Source organism: Devosia sp. Root635 (assembly GCF_001427605.1).
Classification (GTDB): domain Bacteria; phylum Pseudomonadota; class Alphaproteobacteria; order Rhizobiales; family Devosiaceae; genus Devosia.
Map to the genome: position 1 here is coordinate 13,348 of NZ_LMGZ01000024.1, position 26,050 is coordinate 39,397.

26 protein-coding genes are annotated in these 26,050 nt (G+C 64.1%); 9 read left to right on the forward strand and 17 right to left on the reverse strand.

Annotated features, from left to right (window positions below; translation table 11 throughout):
- Positions 1-92: 92 nt before the first annotated feature.
- Positions 93-1,133 carry a low-specificity L-threonine aldolase gene (gene ltaE / locus ASD80_RS17695; RefSeq protein ID WP_056235940.1) on the forward strand — a complete coding sequence of 347 codons (1,041 nt, stop codon included), beginning with the start codon at positions 93-95 and terminating at the stop codon, positions 1,131-1,133.
- A 160-nt stretch (positions 1,134-1,293) separates the two neighbouring features.
- On the opposite strand, the gene ASD80_RS17700 is transcribed toward ltaE, so the two are convergent.
- The 3 genes from ASD80_RS17700 to carB all read right to left on the reverse strand — a co-directional run bounded on the left by ASD80_RS17700 (position 1,294) and on the right by carB (position 6,560).
- Positions 1,294-2,091: a hypothetical protein gene (locus ASD80_RS17700; protein WP_056235942.1), complete on the reverse strand. Its 798-nt coding sequence runs from the start codon at positions 2,089-2,091 to the stop codon at positions 1,294-1,296.
- A 205-nt stretch (positions 2,092-2,296) separates the two neighbouring features.
- Entirely contained in the window at positions 2,297-2,917 is a 621-nt protein-coding gene (gene catB, locus ASD80_RS17705; protein WP_056235944.1) for a type B chloramphenicol O-acetyltransferase, read from the reverse strand.
- A gap of 331 nt (positions 2,918-3,248) precedes the next feature.
- The gene (gene carB / locus ASD80_RS17710) at positions 3,249-6,560 is read right to left on the reverse strand and encodes a carbamoyl-phosphate synthase large subunit (protein ID WP_056235948.1); all 3,312 of its coding nucleotides are present in this window, start codon (positions 6,558-6,560) and stop codon (positions 3,249-3,251) included.
- A 279-nt stretch (positions 6,561-6,839) separates the two neighbouring features.
- On the opposite strand from carB, the gene ASD80_RS17715 reads away from it, so the two are divergent.
- Positions 6,840-7,172: a type II toxin-antitoxin system RelE/ParE family toxin gene (locus ASD80_RS17715; RefSeq protein ID WP_056235951.1), complete on the forward strand. Its 333-nt coding sequence runs from the start codon at positions 6,840-6,842 to the stop codon at positions 7,170-7,172.
- A 2-nt stretch (positions 7,173-7,174) separates the two neighbouring features.
- On the forward strand, positions 7,175-7,471 hold the full coding sequence (locus ASD80_RS17720) for a helix-turn-helix domain-containing protein (protein WP_056235955.1): 297 nt from the start codon (positions 7,175-7,177) through the stop codon (positions 7,469-7,471).
- A gap of 33 nt (positions 7,472-7,504) precedes the next feature.
- On the opposite strand, the gene ASD80_RS17725 is transcribed toward ASD80_RS17720, so the two are convergent.
- From ASD80_RS17725 to ASD80_RS17745, 5 genes are all read right to left on the reverse strand, one after another.
- Positions 7,505-7,846 carry a DUF6968 family protein gene (locus ASD80_RS17725; protein ID WP_056235958.1) on the reverse strand — a complete coding sequence of 114 codons (342 nt, stop codon included), beginning with the start codon at positions 7,844-7,846 and terminating at the stop codon, positions 7,505-7,507.
- 41 nt (positions 7,847-7,887) lie between these two features.
- Positions 7,888-8,205, reverse strand: a complete 318-nt coding sequence (locus tag ASD80_RS17730; protein WP_056235960.1) for a hypothetical protein — start codon at positions 8,203-8,205, stop codon at positions 7,888-7,890.
- A gap of 64 nt (positions 8,206-8,269) precedes the next feature.
- The gene (locus ASD80_RS17735) at positions 8,270-9,367 is read right to left on the reverse strand and encodes a THUMP domain-containing class I SAM-dependent RNA methyltransferase (RefSeq protein WP_056235963.1); all 1,098 of its coding nucleotides are present in this window, start codon (positions 9,365-9,367) and stop codon (positions 8,270-8,272) included.
- A 184-nt stretch (positions 9,368-9,551) separates the two neighbouring features.
- Positions 9,552-10,274 (reverse strand): hypothetical protein, encoded by a 723-nt coding sequence (locus ASD80_RS17740; protein WP_200950354.1) that lies wholly within the window; start codon positions 10,272-10,274, stop codon positions 9,552-9,554.
- Positions 10,271-11,200, reverse strand: coding sequence for an aminotransferase class IV (locus ASD80_RS17745; RefSeq protein ID WP_056235968.1), 930 nt, complete (start codon positions 11,198-11,200; stop codon positions 10,271-10,273). Before ASD80_RS17745 ends, ASD80_RS17740 begins: the two co-directional genes overlap by 4 nt.
- Positions 11,201-11,358: 158 nt before the next feature.
- On the opposite strand from ASD80_RS17745, the gene ASD80_RS17750 reads away from it, so the two are divergent.
- A complete protein-coding gene (locus ASD80_RS17750; RefSeq protein WP_056235970.1) occupies positions 11,359-11,631 on the forward strand; it encodes a DUF2277 domain-containing protein in 273 nt (90 codons plus the stop codon).
- Between the two features lie 3 nt (positions 11,632-11,634).
- Here the strand turns inward: ASD80_RS17750 and clpS are convergent, their stop codons facing one another.
- From clpS to ASD80_RS17765, 3 genes are all read right to left on the reverse strand, one after another.
- Positions 11,635-11,940, reverse strand: coding sequence for an ATP-dependent Clp protease adapter ClpS (clpS, locus tag ASD80_RS17755; RefSeq protein ID WP_056235972.1), 306 nt, complete (start codon positions 11,938-11,940; stop codon positions 11,635-11,637).
- 86 nt (positions 11,941-12,026) lie between these two features.
- A complete protein-coding gene (locus tag ASD80_RS17760) occupies positions 12,027-12,494 on the reverse strand; it encodes a GNAT family N-acetyltransferase (protein ID WP_056235974.1) in 468 nt (155 codons plus the stop codon).
- Between the two features lie 14 nt (positions 12,495-12,508).
- Positions 12,509-12,871, reverse strand: coding sequence for an ArsR/SmtB family transcription factor (locus ASD80_RS17765; RefSeq protein ID WP_056235977.1), 363 nt, complete (start codon positions 12,869-12,871; stop codon positions 12,509-12,511).
- Between the two features lie 112 nt (positions 12,872-12,983).
- Here ASD80_RS17765 and ASD80_RS17770 point away from each other — a divergent pair, with 112 nt between their 5' ends.
- Positions 12,984-14,165: an MFS transporter gene (locus tag ASD80_RS17770; RefSeq protein ID WP_056236270.1), complete on the forward strand. Its 1,182-nt coding sequence runs from the start codon at positions 12,984-12,986 to the stop codon at positions 14,163-14,165.
- Here the strand turns inward: ASD80_RS17770 and ASD80_RS17775 are convergent.
- The 4 genes from ASD80_RS17775 to ASD80_RS17790 form a co-directional block, all read right to left on the reverse strand.
- Complete coding sequence (locus ASD80_RS17775) at positions 14,162-15,694, reverse strand: hypothetical protein (protein WP_056235980.1); 1,533 nt, start codon at positions 15,692-15,694, stop codon at positions 14,162-14,164. The two genes, ASD80_RS17770 and ASD80_RS17775, sit on opposite strands and share 4 nt — an antisense overlap.
- Positions 15,691-16,425 (reverse strand): ABC transporter ATP-binding protein, encoded by a 735-nt coding sequence (locus ASD80_RS17780; protein WP_056235984.1) that lies wholly within the window; start codon positions 16,423-16,425, stop codon positions 15,691-15,693. The genes ASD80_RS17775 and ASD80_RS17780 overlap by 4 nt, the downstream gene beginning before the upstream one ends.
- A gap of 91 nt (positions 16,426-16,516) precedes the next feature.
- Entirely contained in the window at positions 16,517-16,735 is a 219-nt protein-coding gene (locus tag ASD80_RS17785; protein ID WP_056235987.1) for a hypothetical protein, read from the reverse strand.
- A 141-nt stretch (positions 16,736-16,876) separates the two neighbouring features.
- Positions 16,877-18,853 carry a bifunctional 2',3'-cyclic-nucleotide 2'-phosphodiesterase/3'-nucleotidase gene (locus tag ASD80_RS17790; RefSeq protein WP_056235990.1) on the reverse strand — a complete coding sequence of 659 codons (1,977 nt, stop codon included), beginning with the start codon at positions 18,851-18,853 and terminating at the stop codon, positions 16,877-16,879.
- A gap of 332 nt (positions 18,854-19,185) precedes the next feature.
- Here ASD80_RS17790 and ASD80_RS17795 point away from each other — a divergent pair, with 332 nt between their 5' ends.
- Positions 19,186-20,115: a neutral zinc metallopeptidase gene (locus ASD80_RS17795; protein WP_056235994.1), complete on the forward strand. Its 930-nt coding sequence runs from the start codon at positions 19,186-19,188 to the stop codon at positions 20,113-20,115.
- Positions 20,116-20,151: 36 nt separating this feature from the next.
- Here the strand turns inward: ASD80_RS17795 and carA are convergent, their stop codons facing one another.
- Positions 20,152-21,357 (reverse strand): glutamine-hydrolyzing carbamoyl-phosphate synthase small subunit, encoded by a 1,206-nt coding sequence (gene carA / locus ASD80_RS17800; RefSeq protein ID WP_056235997.1) that lies wholly within the window; start codon positions 21,355-21,357, stop codon positions 20,152-20,154.
- A 136-nt stretch (positions 21,358-21,493) separates the two neighbouring features.
- Between carA and ASD80_RS17805 the strand changes: the two genes are divergently transcribed.
- Entirely contained in the window at positions 21,494-21,946 is a 453-nt protein-coding gene (locus ASD80_RS17805; RefSeq protein ID WP_056235998.1) for a GatB/YqeY domain-containing protein, read from the forward strand.
- On the opposite strand, the gene ASD80_RS17810 is transcribed toward ASD80_RS17805, so the two are convergent.
- Entirely contained in the window at positions 21,943-23,088 is a 1,146-nt protein-coding gene (locus ASD80_RS17810) for a sensor domain-containing diguanylate cyclase (protein ID WP_056236001.1), read from the reverse strand. The genes ASD80_RS17805 and ASD80_RS17810 overlap by 4 nt on opposite strands.
- A 219-nt stretch (positions 23,089-23,307) precedes the next feature.
- On the opposite strand from ASD80_RS17810, the gene ASD80_RS17815 reads away from it, so the two are divergent.
- Together ASD80_RS17815 and dnaG are read left to right on the forward strand one after the other, a co-directional pair.
- A complete protein-coding gene (locus ASD80_RS17815) occupies positions 23,308-23,871 on the forward strand; it encodes an HdeD family acid-resistance protein (RefSeq protein WP_162247393.1) in 564 nt (187 codons plus the stop codon).
- A gap of 72 nt (positions 23,872-23,943) precedes the next feature.
- On the forward strand, positions 23,944-25,878 hold the full coding sequence (gene dnaG, locus ASD80_RS17820) for a DNA primase (RefSeq protein ID WP_056236005.1): 1,935 nt from the start codon (positions 23,944-23,946) through the stop codon (positions 25,876-25,878).
- Positions 25,879-26,050: the final 172 nt, after the last annotated feature.

Genomic DNA, 26,050 nt, shown 5'->3' on the forward strand with positions numbered 1-26,050 from the left:
AAGGGGAGAGGGGGAGCCCAGTGAAAAACAGCCCCATTGCCTCACGTTCCGACAATCGTGCTAATCATCGGCCTCCAACCGCCGGACCCGCCATGAACACCATCCGCTACGACTTCCGCTCCGATACCGTCACGCGCCCCGCCACGGGCATGCGTTCTGCCATGGCCACTGCCGAGGTGGGCGACGATGTGTTCGGCGACGATCCCACCGTCAACCTGCTGGAACAGCGCATGGCCACCATGCTCGGCATGGATGCGGCGATCTTCGTTTCCTCCGGCACGATGTCGAACCTGCTGGCCCTGATGAGCCATTGCGGACGCGGTGACGAATTCATCGCCGGGCAGAATGCACATTGCTACAAATACGAGGCCGGCGGCGCTGCCGTGCTGGGGTCCATCCAGCCCCAGCCCATCGCGCACCAGCCCGATGGCACGATGGACCTTGGCGCCATCGAGAGCGCCATCAAGGCGGGCGACAATCACTTCGCCACCACGCGGGTCATTGCGCTGGAAAACACCTTTGGCGGCAAGGTGCTGCCGGTCAGCTACATGGCGCAGGTGGCCGATATCGCCCGCCGGCATGGGCTGGGCCTGCATCTCGACGGCGCCCGCGCCTTCAATGCCGTGGTGGCTTTGGGCACCGACATCAAGAGCTTCACCGCCCCCTTCGACAGCGTCTCGATCTGTCTCTCCAAGGGGCTCGGTGCGCCGGTGGGCTCGGTGCTGATCGGAAGGCAGGACCTGATCGATACGGCGCGCCGCAATCGCAAGATGCTGGGCGGCGGGTTGCGGCAGTCCGGCATCCTGGCGGCAGCGGGCCTTTATGCACTCGACAATAACGTGACCCGGCTGGCCGATGACCATCGCCGCGCCCGGCGCCTGGCCGAGGGCCTTGCCGCCTTCCCCTCGCTCAACGTCACCATGCCCGACACCAATATCGTCTTCGTCGATGTCGAGGAGCGCCTGGGTGATCGCCTCACCGAATTCCTGGTGTCGCGCGGCGTCGGCATTACCGGCCGCTACGGCCAGCAGCGCTGGGTCACCCATCTCGACGTGGATGACGCCATGGTCGACGGCGCGCTGGCCGAAGTGGCGACATTCTTCCGGAACGGCGCCGAAGCGGCATTTCGGTAATCGACGGACTCGCGGCTCCTGCCCACCCCCTTGAGGGGGAGGGTAGCGAAGCTGGGGAGGGGGTGTCGCGGCCTCCGCGGGCCTCGCGGCTTGTGAAACCTCCGACACCCACACCCTCGATCCCTCCCCTCAAGGGGGAGGGAAGGTTGACTGCGGGCGTTTACCCCTGGTCCAGCGCCACTCGAACCGCCAGTTCCACCGGCGAATATTCCCCGTCCTTCCGGTCCAGCACCAGTTCGCCCCGCGGCATCAGCGGCGGCTGGGCCATGAACTTCACCACCTTGCCCCGATGCTTCTGCGCCCCGTGCACGAGGAAGGGGTGACACAGATAGACCGTCCCCGCCGGCCCGGTCGCCAGCGCCTGCTTGCCCGTATCGAACCAGTCCGGCCGGTCGGCGATCATGTCGCGCAGCGAGCGCCCGGCATCGCCGGCCGGGGCCAGGTAACGCGCCACTTCGAGATGCGAGCCGACCTTGATGCGGGTCGGCGCGTCGTCCTCCCCGACATCGGAGAACAGGAACAGCATCAGCAGGGCGCGGCCCTTCGAGACCACATTGGCCCTGATATCGAGGAAATCCTTGAAATCAGGTCCGGCAAAGCTGCCATCGATATGCCAGCCGTCGTCGCCGGGCTCGTCAGGCGAGGGAAACCGCACCGGGAACGTGCCCAGTCCCTGCGGCGGCACCCAGCGGTCCTGGCCCACGATCTGGTCATAGGCGGCGCGGAGCAGGGGCGTATTGGCCGCCTCGCGGAAGGGCAGGTCGGAATAGCCGCCCAGCCGGATGACCGGTTTGGTCCAGCTGGCCGGATCATCCGGGTCGCAGCCGGTATCCTTCCACAGGATGGCGCGGCCCTGCTCGGCCAGGTCACGGGGAAAGGCATTGTCGATGCGGATGAAACCGTCGGTGATGAAGGCGTCGATTTGCGCTGCGTTGAGCGCGGAAATGCTATCAGGCATTGGAAATCCATGAGTTCGCAAGGCCGCAGGGGCGGCCGGTCAAGCGGCTGTGCCGCTCAATGTGTGCCCGAGTGGGGCGCCATCAGGCGCCGAGGAACACCGCGAACTTGTACGACTGGATCATCATCATGGTGGCTCGAAATACAGGCGCGAACCGCATCCTGTCAAGTTGACCCGCCCGGTGGATGCCGGGCGGGTCGGGGGATCAGCCCTGCCAGAAGGCGTGCAGCGCGGCAATATCGCCGCTGCACAGCAGCGGCATGGCCGCCTGCAGCCTTTCTTCCGGCCAGTCCCACCAGGCCATTTCCAGCAGCATGGCGATTTGGGCATCGTCGAACCGCTTGCGGATCGGCTTGCCGGGATTGCCGCCGATAATGGTGTAGGGCTCGACATCCCTTGTCACCAGCGCCCGCGTGCCGATCACCGCGCCATGGCCGATGCGGACACCCGGCATGACGATCGCCTCGGTGCCGATCCACACGTCATTGCCGATGACCGTATCGCCGGCCGGCGCAAAAGCGTCGAGCGCCCCCGCAAATTCGGGCATTTCCGGCATATAGAAGAACGGAAACGAGCTGGCCCAGTCGTGGCGATGGCCCTGATTGCCGGCCATGATAAAGGCGGCGCCCGAACCGATCGAGCAGAAACTGCCCACGATCAGCTTGTCGGCATCCGGGTCGGGCAGCAGGAAGCGGGCGCAATCATCAAAGCTGTGCCCGTGATAATAGCCGGAGTAGTAGCTGTATTTCCCAACGACGATATTGGGGTGCGTCACCTGTTCACTGAGGCGGATGCCCTTGAACGGGTTTTCGAAGAAATTGGTCATGATGGACTCGTGAAGTCTGCTGCCCGAGAGGCAGCCTGTTTGCAGAATATACGGAAGCGGCCGGCCCCGTGTGGCCGGCTAAAGGGCGATCCCTCGGCGCGTGTCAGGCGCGCAGGATCGCGATCGAGGTGGTACAGTCTGCGGACTTCATGATGGCGGGAACATAGCGGGCAGGGGCGGGGTGTCAACCGGCGAGGCCCCACCTCTCCCTTCGGGGGAGAGGTCGGCGCGCAGCGCCGGGTGAGGGGGCCTTTACTGGGTGCAGGGCGTGGGGAAGGCCCCCTCACCCGACCCGAAGGGAGAGGTGAAGAGGGTCAAGCCGTGAAGAGGGTCAAGCCGCGAAGTAATCCTGCAGCGGGCGAACCACGAGGTTTCCCTTCTGCAAGGCCACGATTCCTTCCACCGCCGCCAACGCCCCGTCGATGGTGGTATAATACGGAATCTTCGACAGCAGCGCCGTCCGCCTGATGTCGCGGCTGTCGCTGATCGACTTCATGCCGTCGGTGGTGTTGATCACCAGCTGCACGCCGCCATTCTTCATCGAATCCACGATATGCGGGCGGCCTTCGAGCACCTTGTTGATCTTGGTGGCGGCAATGCCGTTCTCCACCAGGTATTTCTGCGTGCCGCTGGTGGCCAGGATGCTGAATCCCCCCTCGACCAGGTGGCGCGCCATGTCGACGATATACTGCTTGTCATCGTCGCGTACCGAGACGAAGGCGGTACCGGCCTGCGGTACTTTGGAGCCGGCACCCATCTGCGACTTGGCGAAGGCCATGGCGAAATCCACGTCGAGGCCGATGACCTCGCCGGTCGACTTCATCTCCGGCCCCAGCACCGTATCGACGCCGGGGAAGCGGTTGAACGGGAACACGGCTTCCTTGACCGCGATGTGTTCAAACTTGCGTTCGACCAGCCCGAAGCTGGCAAGGCTCTCGCCCGCCATGATGCGGCTGGCGATCTTGGCAATGGGCTGCCCGATCACCTTGGCGACGAAGGGCACCGTGCGGCTGGCGCGCGGATTGACTTCGAGCAGATAGATGACGCCGTCCTTGAGTGCATATTGCACATTCATCAAGCCGCCGACCTTGAGCGCGAAAGCCAGTTCGGCGGTCTGGCGCTTGAGCTCGGCCATGATTTCGGGGCTGAGATTGCGCGGCGGCAGCGAGCAGGCCGAGTCGCCCGAGTGAATGCCGGCCTCCTCGATATGCTCCATGATGCCGGCTACGAACACGTCCTTGCCGTCGCACAAAGCATCGACGTCGATTTCGGTGGCGCCGCTCAGATACGCATCGAACAGCAGCGGGTTGTCGCTCAGCACCGAATTGATCTGGCCGGTCTTGTCGTTGGGGTAGCGCTGGAGAATGTCGGGCGGCACCAGCCCGGTCAGCGTATCCTGCACATAGCGCTCGAATTCATTGGCCGAATGGACGATCGCCATGGCGCGGCCGCCCAGCACGTAGCTGGGCCGGATCACCAGCGGATAGCCCAGCCGCTCGGCGACGAGGCGGGCCTGTTCCAGGCTATAGGCGATGCCGTTCTTGGGCTGGGTCAGTTCCAGCTTGTTGAGCAGCTTGCTGAACAGGTCGCGGTCCTCGGCCAGGTCGATCGCATCGGGCTGCGTCCCCAAAATCGGCACGCCGGCCTTCTGCACGGCTTCCGCCAGGTTCAGCGGCGTCTGGCCGCCGAACTGCACGATCACGCCATGCAACGTGCCGTTCTGCTTTTCCGTCAGCAGGATTTCGATCACGTCCTCTTCGGTCAGCGGCTCGAAATACAGCCGGTCGGAAGTGTCGTAGTCGGTCGAAACGGTTTCCGGATTGCAGTTGACCATGATGGTCTCATAGCCGGCATCGGCCAGTGCGAACGCCGCATGGCAGCAGCAATAGTCGAACTCGATGCCCTGGCCGATGCGGTTCGGCCCGCCGCCCAGGATCACCACCTTCTTGCGGTCGGACGGGCGCGCCTCGTCATCCACCTTGCCATTGAACGGCACTTCATAGGTCGAATACATATAGGCCGTCGGCGAGGCGAATTCGGCCGCCGACGTGTCGATGCGCTTATAGGCCGGCCGCACCTCCAGCGAATGGCGCAGCTTGCCCACGTCGGATGGCTTCACATTGGCGAGCTGGGCCAGTCGCGCGTCGGAAAAGCCCATGGCCTTGAGCGCGCGCAGGTTCTGCGCATCCTGCGGCAGGCCGAATTGCTTGACCTTGTTCTCGGTGTCGACAATCCCCTGCATCTGCTCGAGGAACCAGGGGTCGATCTTGCAGGCCTCGTGGATATCTTCCAGATTCATGCCCAGCCGCATGGCCTCGGCCACATGCAGCAGCCGGTTCGGCGTCGGCGTGCCCAGGGCGGCCTTGATGGCATTCTTGTCCTCGCCTTCGCCCAGGCCGGGAATGCCGATCTCGTTGAGGCCGGTGAGGCCGGTTTCGAGTGAACGCAGGGCCTTCTGCAGGCTTTCCTGGAAGGTGCGGCCGATCGCCATGGCCTCGCCCACCGACTTCATCGAGGTGGTCAGCCGATTGTCGGCGCCGGGGAACTTTTCAAACGCGAAGCGCGGAATCTTGGTGACCACATAGTCGATGGTCGGCTCGAAGCTGGCCGGGGTCATGCCGCCGGTAATGTCATTGTCCAGTTCGTCCAGCGTATAGCCGACAGCCAGGCGCGCCGCGACCTTGGCGATGGGGAAGCCGGTGGCCTTCGACGCCAGCGCCGAGGAGCGCGACACGCGCGGATTCATCTCGATGACAACCATGCGCCCATCGGCCGGGTTGATGCCGAACTGCACGTTGGAGCCGCCGGTTTCCACCCCGATCTCGCGCAGAACCGCCAGGCTGGCGTCGCGCATGATCTGGTATTCCTTGTCGGTCAGCGTCAGGGCAGGGGCGACGGTAATGGAGTCGCCGGTATGCACGCCCATCGGGTCGATATTCTCGATCGAGCAGATGATGATGCAGTTGTCCTTTTTGTCGCGGACAACCTCCATTTCATACTCTTTCCAGCCGAGCACGCTTTCCTCGACCAGCACTTCATTGGTCGGGCTGGCGTCAATGCCGCTTTCGCAGATCGCCAGATATTCCTCGCGGTTATAGGCAATGCCGCCGCCCGTGCCGCCCAGCGTGAAGCTGGGCCGGATGATGGCCGGCAGGCCGATGACTTCCAGCGCCTGCAAGGCCTCGATCGTGTTATGCGCCAGCATGGAGCGCGGCGTTTCCAGCCCGATCTTCTTCATGGCGTCGCGGAACAGCTCGCGGTCTTCCGCCTTGTCGATGGCCTCGGCCGTGGCGCCGATCATTTCGACGCCGAACTTGTCGAGCACGCCCATCTTGCGCAGGCTCAGCGCACAGTTCAGCGCCGTCTGCCCGCCCATGGTCGGCAGCAGCGCATCGGGCCTCTCCTTCTCGATGATGCGCGCCACCACTTCAGGCGTGATCGGCTCCATGTAAGTCGCGTCGGCCAGGTCCGGATCGGTCATGATCGTCGCCGGGTTGGAGTTCACCAGGATAATCCGGTAGCCCTCTTCCTTCAGCGCCTTGCACGCCTGCGTCCCCGAATAATCGAACTCACACGCCTGCCCGATAATGATCGGACCCGCACCGATGATGAGGATCGACTTGATATCGGTACGTTTTGGCATGGCGCTCGCTCAACTGTTCACATCATCGAGCGATAGGAGAATCGCTCGGACATCACCTGTCCCGCGACAAACCACGCGGCAACTGAGCGCTGCGGCGCGGCGATAGGTTCAGACATGGTGGTTAAGTGGGCTGTCTAGCCGAAGCGGGGGAGGATGCCAACCCCATTATGGGTGCAGGGCTGTGCGATGCACCGATGGCAACTGTTCCACAACAGGCATCCGCACGGTGTTACTGTGCGGGCATCTTGCATCATGTACCCCAATGGGGTACAAGTCTCTATGCAGACCGTTGCCGAAACCTCGCTCTTCATCCGCCAGGCCGAACGCCTGTTCGATGCAGAGGAGAAAGCTGCGGTGATCGCGTTCCTGGCCAGCAATCCCTATGCCGGCGACGAAATCCCCGGCACGGCGGGTGTGCGCAAGGTTCGGGTGGCCGCGCATGGCAAAGGCAAGCGTGGCGGTGCGCGTGTCATCTATTATGTGTTCGACGAGAATGCACCCATTTTTGCCCTCCTGGTCTATGGCAAGGGGGACAAGACCAATCTGACGGCGGATGAAAAAGCTGCCGTCAGAGCGATCGCAGTGGCGATCAAGACGACTTATAGGAGTTAGGCATGAGCAAGTTTGGCAAGGATCTGATTGAGGCAATGGGCGAGGCGCTGGCACATGCCGAGGGCGCGACGACCGGTGTGATCGAGCATAATGTCGATCTCGAATCCATTGATGCCAGGTCCATCCGTAAGTCGCTGCATCTGACGCAGGAGCAGATGGCGCAGATTCTGGGCACCAGCACGTCGGGCTACCGCAAGTGGGAGCAGGGCGAGCGCCAGCCGGGCGGGGCAGCACGCACATTGTTGCGCGTCATGGAGAAAGAGCCGGAGGCCGTCCTGCGCGCGCTTGCTGCGGCGTAAGGCGGCCCGATGACCATCCATTGCCCATCATTCTCAGTCCGGCACCTGCGCAATCCGGTCTTCACCCACTAGGTCTTGGTATCCGGCCTTTGCCATGGGGAAACCAAATCCATTACCCGGCTCGCCCCAGCTCAATTTTCCGGCGGCATGGTGGGCACTGCCGTAGAGCTCCACAGCGATGCGTTGCATCGCCAGATATAGCGCCTGCACGCCATCGAATCCTCGCACTATCGTGGTTCGCTCGCCTTCGGGCCAGCCAATGGCAAAAGTGCATTCCCAGCAGCGATCACCTTCAACGGGCGCGTGTAGGCTGATCGGCACGGTAACCTCCGTTGTTTGGAGGCGCAGCATGAGTATGCGCTGAGCTACGATCATTAAATCACCTCAAAATCGCAACTTCGGAATGAAATTGTTCTTCATACAGGCAGCATGCTGTCCATCGAGAGCGACCAGCACAGAGCGCTCTTGGCCATTCTACAAAGCTCCTCGTCGAGCAGGAGCTGCGCGTCGCATATTTCGGCTCGAGCAGGATCATATTTGCCGGCGACATCGATACGATCATCGGCAGAAATGTCATCCGTCCATCGACCACCTGTGGGGTGTCCGGCAGGCACCCTGGGCTGATCCGGGCGATATTTGCGCAGTATGGACTGTATCTGGGCAGCAATAACCTGCATTTTGAGGTCGAGTATGGTGCTCTTTGCCTCTAGTAGCTCATTATATTTGGGTATCATGCTTCATGATCTCGTCACGTGTAGGGAGATCATTTTCGTCCAGTCGGAAGGCACGGGGATAGATTTATGGCTTCCACAGCCCCACCCGCAGCCCCCCATGCAACACCGTGGGCTCTACCAGTTCCAGCCTCAACCCCGTTGCCCTGGCAAGCTCCTTATCCGCCGTGACAATCCCCACGCGCCATCCCGCAAACTTCGCGCGGATCACGTTGCCCATGGTGCGATACAGCCCGAGCAGCGGCGCCTTGTTGCCGATGCGGGTGCCGTAGGGCGGGTTGATGATGATGATTCCGGGCGGGCCGTCCGGGGGCGACAGGGTTTCGACGCTGTGCTGTTCGAATTGCACCACCGACGTCACGCCGGCCCGTTCGGCATTCTCCCGCGCCATGCGGATCGCGCCGGGGTCGCGGTCGGAGCCGTAAAAGCGCAAAGCGGTTTCGCGTAGTGGGGCAGGGGCGCGCATGGCGTCCCACGCCTTGCGGTCGAAACCGGGCAAGTGTTCGAAGGCGAAACTCCGCGCGCGGCCGGGCATCAGCCCCAGCGCGATTTCGGCGGCTTCGATGACGAATGTGCCCGAGCCGCACATCGGGTCGAGCACGGTCTGGCTGCCGTCATAGCCGCATTGGCGGAGGAACATCGCGGCCATGGTTTCGCGCATCGGCGCCTTGGCCACGCCCGCCTTGAAGCCGCGCTTGTGCAGCGACTCCCCCGTCGTATCGAGGCTGATGGTGACGAGATCATCCTCGATCCGCACCATGACGCGAACCGCCGCCGCATCCTCGGCAATGGGCGCGCCCAGCGTCTCGGCAATGGCCCTGGCCACGCGCTGGCTGGCCGCGCCGGCATGATAGATGCGCGAGCGCTTGCAACTGGCCTCCATCGTCACCGGCACGTCCGGTCGCAGCAGGCTGGCCCATTCCACCTTGCGGGCGCGCTTGTCCAGCTGCGCCAGGTGCATGGCGCGGAAGCTCGCCACCCGCGCCAGCACGCGCGTCGCTCCGCGCAGGGTGAGATTGGCCCGCCACACATCGGGCCAGGTGCCCATGAAGGCCACGCCGCCCTCGGTCACGCTGGCAGCAAACCCGGCCGCGCGGGCCTCATCGCAAAGCGGCGCTTCGAGGCCGGGCGTGGCGACGAGGTAGATTTCGAATGGGGTTTCCATGGGGGAGAGGTAGAGGGTTTTGGGGGCGCGGGGAAGTGACCTCCGAACATCGGGGCTCCCGTCACCCCACCCTCAATCCCTCCCCATCGAGGGGAGGGAGGCGCAAGCTCAGCGGCCCGTGTTCATCGTCTCCCTCCCCCTTGTGGGGAGGGATCAAGGGTGGGGGTGGGCCACACGCACCGGCTTACGCTTTGAACGCCGCCATCCGCTCATAAAACAACTGCGCCTCATCGGCGATGCGTTGCAAATGCCCCGGCAATTCCACCACCTTCTCATCCGGCGGCGCAAAGCCGGTGCTGTCGAAAATCGCCCCATACCAATGCGGCGCCCACACGCCATCGTCCGGATGCTGCCCTTTCGGCCAGCGCAGCATCGCCGCGTCGAAATCCAGCCCGATTGCCGCGCACAGCGCCGACAGCGTCCCGCGCGGATCGCGCCGCACATCTTCGGAATCCACCACCGGCGGCGCCTTGCCCAGCCGGTCCGCCACGCGGTCGAACAAAGCGGCCTGTTCGGCGAAACCGATATCGCGCAGGTTCACATCCTCGCGTTTCTGCGCATAGGAGGCGAGCACCCGTTCCGGCCGGCGCAGCAGGAACACATTGGTCACCCCATCCATCCAGTCGAGTGGAAAGCCGTCCACCATGTGGTGGGCCATATGCTTCTGGTACCAGATCGATTTGCCTCCGGGCACCGGCCCGAGCATGTCGGCGGCGACCTGCTGCGGGTCCGTCGGCTGGCTCGCCAGCACGTCGGCGTTCATCGGATGGACAATGCCTGTCGCCGCCAGATAGGCGGCATAGAAGGGCTCGTCACTGACGGCGCAATCGGGCCGCGAGGAGAAGGCGCGCATCATGGCCGTCGACAGGTTGCGCGGCCCCGACCACATGGCGATGCGGCGCGTCATGGCCGGTAGGTCTCCCGTTCGATCAGCTCGCGATAGAGCGTTTGCAGCCGCAGCGTCATCTCGCCCGGTATCGGCCCCGGCCCGGTCAGCGGATGGCCCATGCGGCGGCCATCCACCTCGCGCACCGCGGTCAGGCCGGCAAAGGTGCCGGTCACGAAGGCCTCGTCGGCGCCATAGACGTCGGTCAGCGAGAAATTCTTCTGCCGCACGGTGATGCCGGCCGATTCCGCCACACGGATGATGTTGCCGCGGGTAATGCCGCCCAGGCAGTAGTCGCCTGTGGACGTCCACAGCTCACCGCGCCGCACGATGAAGAAATGGGTGGAATTGCAGGTGGCGACAAAGCCCTGCGGGTCGAGCATCAGCGCTTCGTCCGCCCCCGCCTTGGCCGCCTGGATGCAGGCCTGGATGCAGTTGAGCTTGGAATGCGAATTCAGCTTCTGGTCCTGCATATCGGGCGCGGTGCGACGGATGGTCGAGGTGAAGAGGCTGATGCCGTCGGGCTTGTCCGAGGGCGTCTTGTATTCGGGGATGATGACCACGGTCGCGTCCCCAATCGTCGCGCGCGGGTCCTGATAGGGCGTAGCCTTGATGCCGCGCGTCACCATCAGGCGGATATGAACGCCGTCCGTCATGCCATTGGCGGAAAGGCAATCGAAGATGCGCTTGACCAGTGCGTCCGGCGTGAGGCCGACGGAAAAATCCAGCGTCTTGGCGCCTTCATAGAGGCGCTCCAAATGCGCCCACAGGAAGGGGATGCCGCCTCTATGCAGCCGCAAGCCCTCCCACACGCCGTCGCCCAGCACGAAGCCGGAATCGAAAACTGATACCGTCGCCTCCTTGCGCGGCTTCAGCGTGTCGTTGACTGCGATCAGGATATCCGCATTGCGCGGGTCATCCGCATAGGCATGTACGCCATAGGCCATTTTCGAGCACCGGATACACGTTTGGGACGTCTCGATGCCAACAGTCCGTTGGCATCGGGAGGGGGATGCTAACTGGTTTTGGCCATCCGGCAATGGGCAAGGTGGTTGGCGGGAAACATTGGTTGGGTGTAGCGTTTATCCCCGGAGGAGACTGCAATATGTGCCGCAACATCAAGCCATTGTTCAATTTCGAGCCGCCCGCCACACGCAACGAGATGCACGATGCGGCCCTGCAGTTCGTGCGCAAGATTTCCGGCTACAGCGCCCCGTCCAAGGTCAACGAAGCCGCCTTCCACGAGGCGGTGGAAGACATCGAAAAGGTGGTGCGCAAGCTGCTCAAGTCGATGGAAACCAATGCGCCGCCCAAGGATCGCGAGGTCGAGGCCGCCAAGCACAGGGAGCGGTCGAAGCTGCGCTTCGGCACGGCCTGAGCCCTACTCTTCCGGTTCGGTGCTGAACAGCAGGGGATAACCGTGCTGGCGGGCGAAATCGGTCGCGCGTGTGGCCTTTTCCTCGGCCACCTCCCTGGTGAAGACCGCCACGACGCAGGCGCCCTTGGTATGCGCCGTGAGCATGATGATGCCGGCCTGCGCCTCGGGCACGCGGAACTCGGCCTTGAGCAGCCGCACCACGAATTCGCGCGGGGTGAAGTCGTCGTTGAGCAGGATAACCTTGTGCAGCGGGGGTTTGGCCGGCTTCAGCACGGTTTCGGTGCGGCTTTTGATATTGGTGTCGGCCATGCTCGCCTCCGGGGCGAATAGAACAATCGGCGGCGGAACGGGCCATGCCGCCAGGCAAAATCACAATAACAGTCTGCGGGAAGCTATTACAGCCGCAGCTTGAAGCCTTCGTGGCTCTTGGTGAAGCCCAGCCTCTCGTAGAAGCGGTGGGCATCGAGACGGAGCTTGTTGGATGTCAGTTGCACCAGCCCGCAGCCGGCCTCGCGGCAGCGCTCGATCGCCCAGGCCACCATCTGGGTACCCAGCCCGCTGCCGCGCTGGTCGGCGCGGATGTGGACGTTTTCCAGCAGGCCCCGCTTCATGCCGAAATTGGGCATGCCGGGGATGAAGCTGATCTGGAGCGTGCCGACGATCTCGCCACCGCGCTCGGCCACGACGAGGCGGTGGCTGGGGTCGGCGGCAATCGCGTCGAAGGCAGCGCGATAGCGCGGGTCCGCCAGCGTGGCCGGATCGAGCGGCGGCGTGTCCGTGCCGCGGGCGTCGCCGGCATGGCTGAGACCGACGATGACGGCAATATCGGCGGGCACCGCATCACGAAAGCTCAGTTCGGCCATGGTTTCGCTCCGGCTCAGTCCTGCACGGCCTCGTGCAATTGCCGGAGGGTAATGTCAACCAGTGGCAGATCGATGGCGCTGGCAATCACCGTGTCGAGGAAGCCGGGAAAGCGGTTGTCCAGATCCTCACGGCGCAGGGTAACGCGGCGCCTGGTGCCCTCGGGCCGCACATTGATGACGCCAGCCTCGCGCAGCTTGGCCACGTGATAGGTGAGGTTGGTCTTGGAGGTCAGGCCACAGAGCTGGCCGCAGACCAGGCCGGTGATCGCGTCGCTGCGGGCCAGGCAGCCGATGATGGCCAGCCTCGTATCGTCGCCCAAAGCAGCGAGTACGGCGGGGAGGGTGATCTGGTCAGCGTCGGGATGCGGCAGGGACATGGCTGCTATTTAGCGGTTTTCGTCGCTTAGTTCAATAAGTGTTGGACTAGAGCATTGACACATAAGCGTGCGAGGTTCAATTGTTCAATGAATTTTGAACAAGGATCATTCCATGGATATCCGTCTCCTCTGGCTGGCGGTGGGCACGTTCGCCATCGGCGTCGAAAGCTTCGCCATTTCGAGCCTGCTGCCACAGATTGCCGACTCGACCGGCGTCACGCTCACGCAGGCCGGCTATCTTGTCATCGCCTTCGCGCTCGCCAATGCTTTCGGTTCGCCGGTCCTCGCCGCCCTCACCGGCACGGCCGACCGCCGGCGCATTCTCACCATCACTGCCCTGATATTCGCCGCCGGTGCTGTCTGGGCCGGCTTCTCGCAAGGCTATGCCGACCTCATGGCCGCCCGCATCCTGATGGCCTTCTCGGCCGGTCTCTATACCGCGACCGCACAGGCGACGGGTGTTGCCATCTCCTCGGTCGATCATCGCGCCCGCGCCATCTCCGTCATTGTTGGCGGCACCACCATGGCGGTGGCCTTCGGCGCGCCGCTGGGGGCGTTGGTGGCGGGGCTGGTGAGCTGGCGCGGCAGCTATTTCATGGTCGCCGGCTTCGGCGTCATCGCTGCGGCCTCGATCTGGATCATGCTGCCGTCTGGCCTGCGCGGCTCGTCGCTGACGCTGCGCCAGCGCATCGCGGCAGTGGGGCTGCCGGGTGTGCCCGGCGCGCTGCTGACGACACTGCTCAACCTGGCTGGCGCCTTTACCGTCATCATCTACCTGGCCGTGGTCACCACCGGCTCCATCGGCCTGCCACGCGAACTGGTGCCGGCGGTGCTGCTGGCCTTCGGCGTCGGCGCCGCCTTTGGCAATGCCGCCGGCGGGCAGTTGGCCGACCGGATCGGCGCCCGCGCCACCGTTGTCGGCGCCATCGTGCTCAATGGCCTCATGCTGGTCGCCATCTCGCTGGCGGCGCATCTGCCGGCCGGCCTCGTGGCGCCGGTCTTCTTCGCCCTGATCATCCTGTGGGGCGCCACCGGCTGGGCCTTTCCGCCGGCCCAGTCGAGCTACCTGCTGAGCCTTTCGCCGGGCAATGCGCCGCTGGTGCTGTCGCTCAATGCTTCGGCGCTCTATCTCGGCATTGCCGGCGGCTCGCTGATTGCGGGATTGGTGCTGCAATATGGTACGCCCAGCGATCTCGGCTGGGTCGGCGCTTTGTTCCCCGCATTGTCGCTGCTCGGCATCGGCCTGTCGGCCGCTTTGCGCCAGCCGGAACCGAGCATGGCCCGGCTGGGCTAGCGGCGGCGCGGGCTGATCAGCCGGGCCAGCCCGACCACCAGTATCGCAACCACGGCCGGTCCCATGGCCAGCCACGACCCGGCCGCCAGCAGGGCCCCGGTGCCGGCCCACATGATCGAGGCGAAGGCCTCGCTCAGCGTGGCGGCGCGCGAGGCCACCTGGCGGCGACGGAACATCGAGCGCTTGGCGACGACGCGAAACCAGAGCTGGATGGCCGTCGCCGATCCGGCCGAGAGTGCGGCGCAGATGGCGGTGACCAGCGCCATGCGCGGCGAGGAGATCGCCATCAGGGCCAGCAGCGGCGCCAGCACGGCGGCGATGACAACAAGCACGGCCTCGATCTTGGCGATGAGCACAATGCGCGGCGAAACCGGCGCCGTGACCACCAGGTCATGCGCGTCCTCGCCCGAAATGGCCAGCCAGGCGAGACCGCCGGCAAGCTGGCCAGACGCCATGACCAGCACGGGCACCACCACCACGAACGCCCCGGCATCGTGGCCGAAATTCATCCACAGCAGCAGAGCCGGCGGCGCCAGGTAGAGCATCTGCATCAGTGTCTGCGACAGCAGCCAGGGGTCGCGCTGCAGCAACCGCCACTCCTTGAGCCGCAGCACCTGGCGCTGCGAGGCGGCACGGAAGGCGCGGGGCGATGGCCGGCGCTGGCTGGAAACGTGGTTGAGCCCTGCCGCCGAAATGGCCAGCCGTCCATAGCTCGACGCGGAAACGCCGATGGCCAGGGCCAGCGCGCCGAGCCCGATGGCGAGCATGATCGCCGAAGCCATGCCGTCGCCCATGGCGGCGCGGGCCGGCAGCCAGAGCAGGCTGCCGATATCGGGCGCGGCGGCCACGATATCGGCCGACTGGAACAGGGCGAAGCGGTTCATGTTGCCGTAGTGCAGGATAGCCGCCGCCTGGATGCCGATGACGAAGCCGGCGCCGACAATGCCCGCCACGATCTGCGCGATCAGCCTGGTTCGCTTGGGTCCGACAAGACGGAACAGGGCAATGGTGATGGCCAGTGCAATGGCGGTGGACAGGGCCCCGAGCGCCACCACGACGCCATAGGCGGCGAGCCATTGCGGCCCATCGACAATGGCCAGCATGTTGACCAGCGGACTGGCCAGCAGGCCGGTCAGCGCCATGGTCGACAGGGCCACCGCGCCGGTGCGGATGGCGAAGAGCCGCCGCGACGAGGCGGGCGAGGAGAGGATGAGGTCGAGATCGGAACGGGCATAGTAGACCCGCGTCACCGATTCCAGCGCCTGCGACAGCATCACCGTCCAGAACAGCAATCCGCTGCCGCTGAGCAGCACCAGCGTCGCCTTGTCGGGCACGATGCCATGAGAGACCCAGGGCGCGACAAGGCCGAAGGCCATCAGGTGCAACAGCGCCGCCACCACGACGAGGAAAATCGCCAGCCCGATGCCGCGGGCACGCCGCCCGGCAGTCATCATGGCGGTGAATTCACGCCAGGCCAGGGTCAGCTCGTGGCGGGCGAACCAGGCCAGCGAGGCAGGCGCAGCGCTCATGCGGCGTCTGCCACCAGGTCGAGGAAGATATCCTCGAGGCTGGATTCCTTGCCGATGCGGGTGCGCAATTCGGCCAGCGTGCCCTCGGCGATCAGTTTGCCCTGGTTGATGACGCCGATGCGTTCGGCCATGCGTTCGGCCACTTCAAGGATATGGGTGGTCATGATGACGGTGACGCCCTCGCGCACCTTGCCCAGCAGCACATCCTTGACCTGACGAGCCGAGCCGGCATCGAGCCCGGTCAATGGTTCATCGAGGATGATGAGCTGCGGTTCATGCACCAGGGCTCCCGCGAGTGCTACCTTCTGCAGCATGCCCTTGGAAAAGCCGCCGCACAGCTCGTTGGCATGGGGCCCGAGGCCCAGCCAGTCGATCAGTTCGTTGGCCTTGGCTTCAGCGGTCCGTGCATCGATCTGCCAGAGCCCGGCGACGAATTCGAGATATTCCAGCGGCGTCAGCCGGTCATAGACCATGGGTTCATCCGATACCCAGGCGGTGACGCGTTTGGCGGCAACGGGGTCGCGCCGCGCATCGACGCCAAAGATGGAGATGCTGCCCGCATCGGGCTGCAACAGTCCCGCCACCATGCGCAAAATCGTGGTCTTGCCGGCGCCATTGGGGCCGAGCAGGGCATAGAACTCGCCGGCCCTGATGGTCAGGTCGAAATCGGCCACCACCGGCCGATCGAAACTCTTGGCCAGGCCGGCAATGGCGAGGGCAGGGATGGTCATGGCGTCGCTCCGGCGAAAACCGGCAGAGCCTATGCCGACCGCCTTTCCCGCCCATGAACCGGCAGCGTTAAAGTTCTCGTAACGACCAGCTTCAGGCGTAGCGATCAAGCAGCGGGGCGACCGACGGCGTCACGAACGCCCCTGGCGCCCGACGCTCACCCAGGGTACCCCCAAACGATACGGCATCGCTCGCTGCGGCGTCGGGCGGCGACGGATCGAGGTTGCGCTTGGCCTTGGAGACGTCGTCGCAATTGTGACAGACATAGCCATTGACGGTGACCGGACGGGGATAGTCGGAACTGATTGCCATGGACCCAACTCCTGGATTGCAGGTCCATTCGAGCGGAACGTGCCCATGGTTACGGGTGGCCCGGATCGGTGGCGCTTATGGTTAACCGCGGGTTAAGGCGCGGCGGGCGGGGAGGCAGCGAAGGCTCCCCGCCCGACAGTGTCAGAGCGCGATGCGATAGAGGCCGAAGCCGTCGGCGTCGGTTTCGCCGGTGGCTTCGATCGAGACGGCGGTCACATCGGCCACATGCTCGGCCGCCTGGGGGCCGGTGGCGAAGATGACCGTGGTGTCGCCGATCGGAGCCAGCGACCAGTTGCTGTCGGCCGAGGGGTTGATGGTGCCGTTCTCGACAATGAACCGCACGATGAGGTCGCGATTGGTGTCGGGACCCTTGAAGATGATGTGGTCGGCGCCCGTTCCGGGGAACGAACCGCCGCCGCCGGCGCGGTAATTGTTGGAGGCGATGACGAATTTGGCCGTCGGGTCGACCGGCTTGCCGTCATACATCAGGTCGACGATGCGGTTGGCGTCGGGGTTGGTCACTTCCTTGCCGTCGCTGGAATATTTCGACGGCTGGGTGAGGTCGATCTTGTAGGTGACCCCGTCGATGACGTCGAAATTGTAGGACGGGAAGTCCAGGTTGATCAGCGGCGCATCCTGCGCGCCCTTTTCCACCTGGTTGAAGATGCCGGCCGAACGCTCCAGCCAGTCCTTGACCTCGGCGCCTGACACGACCAGGGCCTGGATGGTGTTGGGATAGAGGTAGAGGTCGGCGACATTCTTGATGGCGACCGGGCCCACCGGCACGTCGGTATAATAGTCCGGCCCACCACGGCCGCCGGCCTTGAACGGGGCCGCCGCAGAGAGGATCGGCAGAGCCTCCCATTCGGTGCCCTTCATCATCTGCTCGATATACCAGGTCTGCGCCTGGCTCACGATCTGCACCGAGGGATCGTCGGCCACGAGCGCGAAATAGGAGTGGAGGGGAGCCGAGGTTTCGCCCACGGCACGGCGCACATATTCCAGCGTTTCGTCATGGTCGGCCTGGGCGGCTTCCACCACTTCGGCCTCGTTTTCGACAGTGGGTGTCACCTTGCCATCAATGCGCTCGAAGATCGGGCGGGCTTCCGACGTGTGCGATACGACGGTCCACTTGCCATCGGCGTCCTGCTCCAGCAACAGGTCGATCAGGCCCATATGCGAACCCCAGAAGCCGGCCATCACCGCAGGCTTGCCACTCAACGTGCCGGCTTCGGTGTCGGCGCCTTCGACGCCTTCATAGTCGGGGCCGGGGAAAACCAGATGCTGGTGGCCGGTCAGAACCACATCGATACCCTCGACAGCAGCCAGTTGCAGCGAGGCATTTTCGGCACCCGCTCCCTGGTCGGCGGCAATGCCGGAATGGGAGAGCGCAATGATCAGTTCGGCGCCTTCTTCCTTCATCTTCGGCACGTAAGCTTTGGCGGTCTCGACGATGTCGCGGGTATTGACCTTGCCGGTCAGGTGGGTTGCGTCCCAGGTCATGATCTGCGGCGGCAGGAAGCCGATAAGGCCGATCCGAATCGTCTTGCTGGCGCCCGAACCATCGGTCAGCTCCTTTTCGACGATCAGGTAGGGCTGGATATAGGTTTCGTCGCTCAGCGGATCGGCGGCCAGTTCGCCGCGCACCAGGTTGGCCGAAACGAAGGGGAAGGTGGCGCCCGACAGGGCCGTATCGAGATAGTCCAGGCCATAGTTGAATTCGTGGTTGCCCAAGGTCGCGGCCTCGTAGCCCAGCGTATTCATGGCCGCGATGATCGGGTGGATATTGTCCTCCAGCCCCTTCTCATAGGCGATGTAGTCGCCCATCGGGTTGCCCTGGATGATGTCGCCATTGTCGATCAACATCGAATTGCCGGCCTCGGCGCGGATGGATTCGATGATCGAGGCGGTGCGCGCCAGACCCATGGTCTCATTGGGGGCGTCGGCATAATAATCATAAGGGAATACGGCGACATGCAGGTCGGTCGTTTCCATGATGCGCAGATGCGCCTGGTTGGCCTGGGCCAGCGCGGCAAAGGGGTGCATGGCGGCCATGGCCCCCACGCTCGCGGAGCCCGCGAGGAAAGTCCGTCGAGAAATCTTTGGCAGGAAATTCATCTGTGTCTCCCTGAAGTGTTCAGTCGCTGAACAGGTCCGGGGGCGCCGCGCTCCCGGACATTGGGCTCCTGGCCCGGCGTGACGCGCCCAAGGCGCGCATGCTCTTGCCGCCGATAGGTGACGGTGGAATGACGGCGGCGGCATGAAGCTATGGAATTTTGACCGGGTGGTCAATTTATGACAGTTGGATGACACATCATTCCTGATGTGCGGCGGCCCGAACGCAGACGCCGCCAAGCGCATCACAGGCGGCGCTTCAGCTTGCCTGTCGGGAACTGATTGCATCGGCCCGGCTTATTGCTAGGCTGGGATATCCATCGGAGACGATCACCATGAAGTGGCGCGGGCGCGAGCAGAGTTCCAACATCGAGGATCGGCGCGGCCAGACCGGCGGCGGGCTGGGCGGCCTGGGTGGCAGCCCGTTTGGCCGGGGTGGCGGTGGCATTCGTATCCCGTCGGGTGGTGGATCTCGCGGCGGCCTTGGCAGCCTCATCGGCATTGTGGTGGTGCTGGGCATCATCTGGGTCGTTACCGGCACCAACCCGATCGATATCATAAGCGGTGGTTCGGGCAGCAGCAGCCCTTCGGCAAGCTCATCGAGTCAGCTTCCCACTAGCGGCGAGCAGGCCGAGCTGCGCGATTTCGTCGGCGTGGTGGTCAAGGAAACCGAGGATCTCTGGACCGAAGTGTTCCAGGCCTCGGATCAGGACTACCCCGAGCCGACCGTGGTGCTGTTCTCCAATGCGGTGAACACGGCCTGCGGCGCCGCCGATTCGAGCACGGGACCGTTCTACTGTCCGGGCGACCAGAAGGTCTATATCGACCTCGCCTTCTATGACCAGCTTCGTGAACAATTCGGCGCGCCCGGCGATTTCGCCCAGGCTTATGTGCTGGCCCATGAAGTGGGCCACCACATCCAGAACATTACCGGCGTGCTGCCTGAATTCAACCAGCGCCGGGCTAGCATGAGCCAGGAACAGGCCAATGCCTATTCGGTGCGGGTCGAGCTGCAGGCCGATTGCTATGCGGGCGTCTGGGCCAATTATGCCGGGCAGGAAGACCTGCTCGACAATGGCGATATCGAGGAAGCGCTGAACGCCGCCGAGCAGATCGGCGACGATACGCTGCAGAAGCGCATGCAGGGCTTCGCCGTGCCCAAGACCTTCAATCACGGCACCTCGGCGCAACGCAAGACCTGGTTCGAGCGCGGCTATACGTCGGGCAATCCGGGTGATTGCGATACGTTCTCGGGGAATGTTTGAGGCCCTTCACCTCCCCCGAAGGGAGGTGAAAATGAGTCAGGCCGCTGGCGCCGTATATTCCGGCCGCTGTTCGATGCCCTTCTGCTTGCGGACATGGTTGAGGAAGCGGGTGAACAGGTAGTGGCTGTCGCGCGGGCCGGGGCTGGCTTCGGGGTGGTATTGCACCGAGAAGATCGGCTTGCCATCGACGCTGAGGCCGGCATTGGACTGATCGAACAGCGAGATATGGGTCTCGGTGACGCCGGCAGGCAGGCTGGCCTTGTCCACGGCAAAACCGTGATTCATCGAGGTGATTTCCACCTTGCCGGTGGTCAGGTCCTTGACCGGGTGATTGGCGCCGTGGTGGCCCTGGTGCATCTTGGAGGTCGTGCCACCCAGCGCCAGGCCCAGCAGCTGATGGCCCAGGCAGATGCCGAAGACCGGCTTGCCGGTTTCCATCAGCTTCTGGATGGTCGGCACGGCATATTTGCCGGTCGCCGCCGGGTCGCCGGGCCCGTTGGAGAGGAAGATGCCGTCGGGATTATGCGACAGCACATCGGCGGCCGTGGCCGTGGCGGGAACCACGGTGACCTTGGCGCCCTGGTCGGCGAGGCACCGCAGGATATTGCGCTTGGCGCCGTAGTCGATGGCGACGATATGGAAATCGGGCTTGTCGAGCTTGCCATAGCCCTTGTCCCACTGCCAGCCGGTCTGGTCCCAGTGATAGGTCTGGGCGGTGGTGACTTCCTTGGCGAGGTCGAGCCCTTCCAGGCCCGGGAAGGCCTTGAGTTCGGCCATGATCGAGCCTTCGTCGAACATGCCGGTCGGCTCGTGCGCGATCACGCCATTGGGCATGCCGTGCTCGCGGATCTGCGCGGTCAGGGCGCGGGTGTCGATGCCGGCAATGCCGACGATGTTGCGCTTCTTGAGCCAGGCATCGAGCTTCTCGGCGGCACGGTAATTGGACGGGTTGGTGATATCGGCCTTGAGCACGACGCCCCGGACACCGGACAGGGCGGCCATATTGACCGTCTCGATATCCTCGTCATTGGTGCCGACATTGCCGATATGGGGGAAGGTGAAGGTGACGATCTGGCCGGCATAGGACGGGTCGGTGAGAACTTCCTGATAGCCGGTCATGGCGGTGTTGAAGCAGACCTCGCCGGCCGCATGGCCGACTGCGCCGATGCCGCGGCCTTCCAGGCGCGTACCGTCTGCAAGGATCAGAAGGGCGGTCGCGGGGGATTGCTGCCAGCCGGTCACGGTGGGCCTCCAGGGGTCAGGATATGTCGGTTGAGGCCTCGTATTAGAAGCCCGGAAGCGGCAGCGCAAGTGGCGTGGCTGCCTTATTATGCCTATATGGGGCCAACAAAACGAAAGCCAAGAGGACGATAACCCCATGCGCGAACAGTTCAGCGAAGGCCTCAAGACGGCGCTCAAGGCCCGCGATCAGCGCCGCACGGCGACGCTCCGGGCCATTACCGCCGCGATAAAGGACAAGGATATCGCCATCCGTACCGAGAATCGCGGGCCGGCGACCAACGAGGAAATCCTCGCCATCGTGCAGAAGATGGTCAAGCAGCGCGAGGAGAGCTTCGCCATCTATGCGCAGGCCGGCCGCGCCGACCTGGCCACGGTGGAAAAGGAAGAGATCGACATTCTCAACGAGTTCCTGCCCAAGGGGCTGACCGAAGACGAGGTCGAGGCGGCCATCAAGGCGGCGATCGTGGCGACCGGGGCCGAAGGCGCCAAGGACATGGGCAAGGTGATCGCCCAGCTCAAGCTCGACTATCCGGGCCGGATCGACTTCGGCAAGGCGAGCGGCAAGGTGCGGGCGGCGCTGGCCGGCTAGGCGATGAGGCGCAGCGGGGCCGAGGTAACGCGGTTGCGGCCGGTGTCCTTGGCTCTGTAGAGCGCGGCATCGGCGCGGTGGAGGATCGATGAGAAGGACTCGTCGACGCCGCCGGTAGCGACGCCGACGCTGACGGTGGCGCGGACACTTTCGGAAACCAGCCGTATGGTGGCCTGTTCGAAATCGGTGCGGATGCGCTCGGCGATGGCCTTTGCGCGGTCCACGGCCATGGGCTGCAGCACCGCGCAGAACTCCTCCCCGCCGATGCGGGCGATGCTATCATCTTCCTGCAGGTTCCGCCGCAGGACCAGGGCAAAATGCTGGATCACGGCGTCGCCGGCGGCGTGGCCCTGGCGGTCGTTGATCTGCTTGAAATGGTCGATGTCGAACATCAGGACGGCGGTGCCGACAGGCAGTTCGGCTTTGCCGAAACGGTCGAACAAGGCGCGGCGGTTGAGGAGGCCAGTCAGCGAGTCGGTCTGGGCCTCCAGCCGATGGCGCCTCGTGGCGCGGGACTGGCTGAGCGTCAGCGACAGGGCGCCGATGCCGGTCAGGCCGACAATGGCCATGATGGAGTTGAATTGCTCGGCCCAGTTGTTCGGCGGCATGGTCAGCACCACGCGGCCGTCCATCGCCAGCAGCACGGCGCAGGCGAGGAACGACACGCCGGTCAGCACGAACAGGAATGCCCCCGAAACCAGCGGCAGAGGCGCCTCGGCGCGACCGGCCCAATACTGATATCCCGCAAGGATCATGTAGGCGGCGCAGGAGAGATTGAGCGCAATCGTGCCGATGCCGGAGAGGCCGAAGAGGAAGGGCAGGCCGGTTGCCAGCATGGTCGCCACCCAGAGCAGGGCCAGGGGCAATGGGCGCACTCTGCCGATGCGGAACTGGCGGGTGCCGACATGGATGAGCGCCATGCCCGAGATCAGCGCCACGAATGGTCCAAGCTGCACCCAGAGGTCGTAACGGCCATTGCGCAACCCCAGCGCGGCCAGGGCGATGACGACGAAGGCCATGCCGGCGGCCCAGGAGATGAGATAGCCGTCGCGGCGGGCGTTCAGCCAGCTCAACACCAATGTCAGCATCAGCGCGCCGCTCGAGAACGCGATCGCTATCATCAATGTGGCGTTGTCGATCATCGAAGTGTTCCGCGCGCTCTTGCTGTCCGCCAATATGGTGCGGCATACAGAAAGAAGAATTGGTGCGTGGCCATAGAGACCGGACTTGGTCACCAAATCGTTAGTTTCGACAAGCATTTGGCGGATTCATTCGGCTGCTTCTGCTCTGCGGCTTGGCACCGCCGCTGGCTGCACTAAACTGTTGCCGGGACAAGGCGGTGAGTCCGCATGGAGGCGAGGATGACGGTTTCGGCTGAGACGAAGCGGCGGTTTGCTCTGGCAACTGCTTTGCGTGGTGCATTGATGCTGCTGGCGGGGCTCTATGCCATCATCTGGCCCGGTGAGGCGCTGACCGTGCTGGTGCTGGCCGGCGGCATCCTGCTGGTGATCGACGGGGTGCTGGGCTTGTGGAGCCTGACCTTTGGCGGCGGCAAGAGCGGCAATTACTGGTTCGACGTGGTGGCGAACGCGCTGTCGCTGATCCTGGGCATCCTGATCCTGATCAGCCCGTTGCTGGCGACGATCCTCACGGTGACCTTCATGGCGAGCTTGGTGGGTATCGCGGCTCTGGTCGTGGGCATCATGCAGATCGTGGTGATCACGCGGGAGCGCGAGCATTATGCGCGCATCTGGCCAGTGGTGCTGTCGGGCGTGTCCTACATCCTGCTCGGGCTGGTCTTCCTGTTCTTCCCGCTGCTCAGCGCCTCGCTTGGCGTTATCTTCGGCGGGGTTCTGCTGGTGATCTTCGCCTTCGGCCTGTTCGGCTGGGCCTGGCGGCTCTATCAGCGCAGCAAGGCGGCCTGAGCAGCCTGTGAACAGCAGGGATAAATGCGTGGAAGGGGTGACTTGCGCATCGTGAATGCCTAGTTACCAGATATGCGCTTTTCCGATCAGTTTCTTGATGAAATCCGCCAGCGCCTGCCGATTACGCAGGTGGTGGGCGAGCATGTCATGTGGGACAAGCGCAAGAGCCAGCCGGGCAAGGGCGACATGTGGGCGTGCTGCCCGTTCCATGGCGAGAAAAGCCCGAGTTTTCATGCCGATGACCGGCGCGGCATCTATCATTGTTTCGGCTGCGGCGTTTCCGGCGACCACTTTCGCTTCCTGACCGAAAAGGCCGGGATGAGCTTTCCCGAGGCGGTGGAAAAACTCGCCGGCATGGCCGGGGTGCCGATGCCGGCGCGCGACGAGCGGCAGGAGAAGCGCGAGGCGGAGCGCAAGAGCCTGATCGACGTCATGGAACTGGCGACGAAATATTTCGAGGCGGCACTGAGCCACAATATCGGGGCGCGGGCGCGCGGCTATTTGCTCGAGCGCGGCGTGTCGGCCCAGAGCCAGACGCGGTTCCGCATCGGCTTCGCCCCGGACAGCCGCAACGGGCTCAAGGAGCATCTGGCGGCCAATGGCGTCTCGGCGCAGGACATGGTGGATACCGGGCTGGTGACCAGCCGCGAAGGCGATCCGCTGACCTATGACCGGTTTCGCAACCGCGTGATGTTCCCGATCATGGATTTTCGCGGGCGGGTCATCGCCTTTGGCGGGCGGGCCCTGTCGGCGGATGTGCCGGCGAAATACCTCAACTCGCCCGAGACCGAACTCTTCAGCAAGCGGCGGACGCTCTATAATGGGCAGACCGCACGGCAGGCGGCGCGCGAGGGCAGCACCGTCGTCGTCGTGGAAGGCTATCTCGACGTGATCGCCGCGGTGACGGCGGGATTCGAGGGCACGGTGGCGCCGCTGGGTACGGCGCTGACCGAGGAACATCTGCAGATGCTGTGGCAGATGACCCCGGACCCGGTGCTGTGTTTTGATGGCGACAAGGCGGGCCTCAAGGCAGCGGAGCGGGCGGCGGACCTGGTCATGCCCCATCTCAAACCCGGCTTTACCGTGCGGATCGCCACGCTGCCGGAGGGGCAGGATCCCGATGACCTGATCAAGGCACAGGGCCGGGGTGCCTTCGCCGATGTGCTGGATCGGGCGCGCTCGCTGTCAGACGTGATCTGGAGCATGGAGACGGGCGGGCTGGTGCCGGAAACGCCGGAAGCCCGCGCAGCCTTGCAGGCGCGGCTGCGCGAAAGGGCCAATGGCATCCAGGACGGTTCGGTGCGGTTCCACTACGCGCAGGCGTTTGACGAGAAACTGCGCGCCTTCTTTGCGCCGGTGCGGCAGAACCGCTTCGAGCCGCGGGGCGGCCAGCAGCGCTATGGCCAGAGCGGCGCCTATGGCTATCCAAGGGGCGGCACGCCGCGGTTGGTCGTATCGGACACGTTGCGCAATTCGCGGCTGCTCAAGCCGGGCTCGGTGGTCGAAGCGACGCCGCGCGAGGCCGCGATCATCCTGACCCTCGTCAACCATCCGGCGCTGGTCGAGGACAAGTTCGAGGCGCTGGCTGCGCTCGACTTCGAAACGCCGACCGCGCAAAAGGTGATGAGCGAAATCCTCAGCCTGGTGGTGCGCCACCACGACATCTCGGCCGATGACCTCAAGGCGGCGCTGGGCGTTCGGGGGCACGGGCCGGCACTGGACAAGATGAGCGATGTGCTGGCGCGCCAGGGCGTGTGGCAGACGGCCTCGGAGATTGCCCTAGTCGATGCCGAGACCGGATTGAGTCACGCGCTGGCCTTGCATAACAAGAAAGTTCAGCTAAATAGGGAACTCAAGGCAGCCGAAGCGGCGCTGGGCGAAGACCCGAGCGAAGAAACCTTTGAAAGGCTGCGGGACATCAAGAACCAGATTACCACTGTCGATGGCACAGAGGCATTGATCGAAGGATTTGGTTCGTTATCGGGACGCGCGACACGCAGCTTTTAGGGGTGACCCGAAAAAGCCCGCGGGTACGCGCGATTTTGCATATGGCGATATGTGAGGTCATCCGAGGCGAACCATGGTCGGAGCCCGGGCGTTAACGCCTCGGTGACCAAACCTTTACCTTGCCTTGAGGTGTCACCACTTAAGCCTTACCCGGACTCGTGCGATCACGGGT

Bases quoted from the DNA above. Each gene is read 5' to 3' on its own strand.
- ltaE (WP_056235940.1), top strand. From the start codon at position 93: ATGAACACCATCCGCTACGACTTCCGCTCCGATACCGTCACGCGCCCC.
- ASD80_RS17700 (WP_056235942.1), bottom strand. From the start codon at position 2,091: ATGCCTGATAGCATTTCCGCGCTCAACGCAGCGCAAATCGACGCCTTC.
- catB (WP_056235944.1), bottom strand. From the start codon at position 2,917: ATGACCAATTTCTTCGAAAACCCGTTCAAGGGCATCCGCCTCAGTGAA.
- carB (WP_056235948.1), bottom strand. From the start codon at position 6,560: ATGCCAAAACGTACCGATATCAAGTCGATCCTCATCATCGGTGCGGGT.
- ASD80_RS17715 (WP_056235951.1), top strand. From the start codon at position 6,840: ATGCAGACCGTTGCCGAAACCTCGCTCTTCATCCGCCAGGCCGAACGC.
- ASD80_RS17720 (WP_056235955.1), top strand. From the start codon at position 7,175: ATGAGCAAGTTTGGCAAGGATCTGATTGAGGCAATGGGCGAGGCGCTG.
- ASD80_RS17725 (WP_056235958.1), bottom strand. From the start codon at position 7,846: ATGATCGTAGCTCAGCGCATACTCATGCTGCGCCTCCAAACAACGGAG.
- ASD80_RS17730 (WP_056235960.1), bottom strand. From the start codon at position 8,205: ATGATACCCAAATATAATGAGCTACTAGAGGCAAAGAGCACCATACTC.
- ASD80_RS17735 (WP_056235963.1), bottom strand. From the start codon at position 9,367: ATGGAAACCCCATTCGAAATCTACCTCGTCGCCACGCCCGGCCTCGAA.
- ASD80_RS17740 (WP_200950354.1), bottom strand. From the start codon at position 10,274: ATGACGCGCCGCATCGCCATGTGGTCGGGGCCGCGCAACCTGTCGACG.
- ASD80_RS17745 (WP_056235968.1), bottom strand. From the start codon at position 11,200: ATGGCCTATGGCGTACATGCCTATGCGGATGACCCGCGCAATGCGGAT.
- ASD80_RS17750 (WP_056235970.1), top strand. From the start codon at position 11,359: ATGTGCCGCAACATCAAGCCATTGTTCAATTTCGAGCCGCCCGCCACA.
- clpS (WP_056235972.1), bottom strand. From the start codon at position 11,940: ATGGCCGACACCAATATCAAAAGCCGCACCGAAACCGTGCTGAAGCCG.
- ASD80_RS17760 (WP_056235974.1), bottom strand. From the start codon at position 12,494: ATGGCCGAACTGAGCTTTCGTGATGCGGTGCCCGCCGATATTGCCGTC.
- ASD80_RS17765 (WP_056235977.1), bottom strand. From the start codon at position 12,871: ATGTCCCTGCCGCATCCCGACGCTGACCAGATCACCCTCCCCGCCGTA.
- ASD80_RS17770 (WP_056236270.1), top strand. From the start codon at position 12,984: ATGGATATCCGTCTCCTCTGGCTGGCGGTGGGCACGTTCGCCATCGGC.
- ASD80_RS17775 (WP_056235980.1), bottom strand. From the start codon at position 15,694: ATGAGCGCTGCGCCTGCCTCGCTGGCCTGGTTCGCCCGCCACGAGCTG.
- ASD80_RS17780 (WP_056235984.1), bottom strand. From the start codon at position 16,425: ATGACCATCCCTGCCCTCGCCATTGCCGGCCTGGCCAAGAGTTTCGAT.
- ASD80_RS17785 (WP_056235987.1), bottom strand. From the start codon at position 16,735: ATGGCAATCAGTTCCGACTATCCCCGTCCGGTCACCGTCAATGGCTAT.
- ASD80_RS17790 (WP_056235990.1), bottom strand. From the start codon at position 18,853: ATGAATTTCCTGCCAAAGATTTCTCGACGGACTTTCCTCGCGGGCTCC.
- ASD80_RS17795 (WP_056235994.1), top strand. From the start codon at position 19,186: ATGAAGTGGCGCGGGCGCGAGCAGAGTTCCAACATCGAGGATCGGCGC.
- ASD80_RS17805 (WP_056235998.1), top strand. From the start codon at position 21,494: ATGCGCGAACAGTTCAGCGAAGGCCTCAAGACGGCGCTCAAGGCCCGC.
- ASD80_RS17810 (WP_056236001.1), bottom strand. From the start codon at position 23,088: ATGATCGACAACGCCACATTGATGATAGCGATCGCGTTCTCGAGCGGC.
- ASD80_RS17815 (WP_162247393.1), top strand. From the start codon at position 23,308: ATGACGGTTTCGGCTGAGACGAAGCGGCGGTTTGCTCTGGCAACTGCT.
- dnaG (WP_056236005.1), top strand. From the start codon at position 23,944: ATGCGCTTTTCCGATCAGTTTCTTGATGAAATCCGCCAGCGCCTGCCG.